The organism is uncultured Acetatifactor sp. (assembly GCF_948601915.1).
Lineage (GTDB): Bacteria > Bacillota > Clostridia > Lachnospirales > Lachnospiraceae > Acetatifactor.
Genome location: NZ_CAPDXS010000187.1, coordinates 7,704 through 8,736, shown reverse-complemented (window position 1 = coordinate 8,736; position 1,033 = coordinate 7,704). Strand labels below are relative to the sequence as shown.

Genomic DNA, 1,033 nt, shown 5'->3' with positions numbered 1-1,033 from the left:
CGGTTCAGCTCACCCTGCAGCCCTTTGAGCATGAAGCGGGACGGGAACGGGAAGCTGTACGCGGTGTGGAATCCCATTCCGGAGTATAACGGGCGCGCGAAGTCGGATCGTGCCTTTTTGGGAGGCCGGACGCCCATGGTCATCGCGTCCAGTGCGGACAATGGGAAGAGCTTTTCCGTGCCTGTGGCCTTTGAGACGGACGAAGCCAGCGGATATTGCTACTGCGCCATGTATTTCACAAAGGACGCGCTGCTGCTGGGATATTGCGCGGGAAGCGAGGCGGACGGGAGCTGCCTGGTCAGGACCCGCGTCAGGCGTGTGGAACGGCGGGAACTGGAAGGGATTTGAGCTTTCCGGTCTCAGCCTTGCCATAAAACAAAAATCCAATAAGGAGGAATTGGTATGAAGAGTAAGAAAGTAATTAGTCTGTTGCTGGCAGGCCTGCTGACAGCCGGGATGATGTCCGGCTGCGGCGGCCAGGCCGGAAACGATGCATCAGGGGGGGCAGATTCCAAGGAAGACGCACCGGCTGAGACGAAAGAGGAAGACGCATCGGCTGAGGAAGATGCGGCCGGGGATGACGCAGAGACACCGGCGGACGATGCCGTCGCGGACGACGACATCCCGGCCCCCGATCCCAACGAGCGCTACGAAATCACCTATACGGGGTACTGGAGCGACTCCACCTATGAGGACGGCAGCTACTGCGAGACCATGCTGGAGGATGCCCTGGACTGCGACATCACAGTCGTCAAGCAGGAGGGCAATGACGCGCTGAACGTTATGCTGGCATCCGGTGAAATGCCCGACTGCGCAACGCTCTCCGGCAAAACCAGCGCCTGGATGTACGAGCAGGAGCTGGCCCGCACTATCCCCAGAAAGATGGTGGAGAAGTATTGCCCCAGCCTGATCAAGGTCTATGACGAGTACCCTCTTCTGTACGCGCAGACCCTGAACCCGGAGAACGACCAGGAGTTCAACTACCTGACGGGCGTGACCTTCCAGTTCGTGGGCTATAGATCGGAAGAGCACA

At 59.2% G+C, this 1,033-nt stretch carries 1 pseudogene; it reads left to right on the top strand.

The annotated features are described in order from the left end of the window. Positions 1-348 (top strand): annotated as a pseudogene (locus Q2B33_RS21805) (exo-alpha-sialidase); the annotation flags it as partial. Positions 349-1,033: the final 685 nt, after the last annotated feature.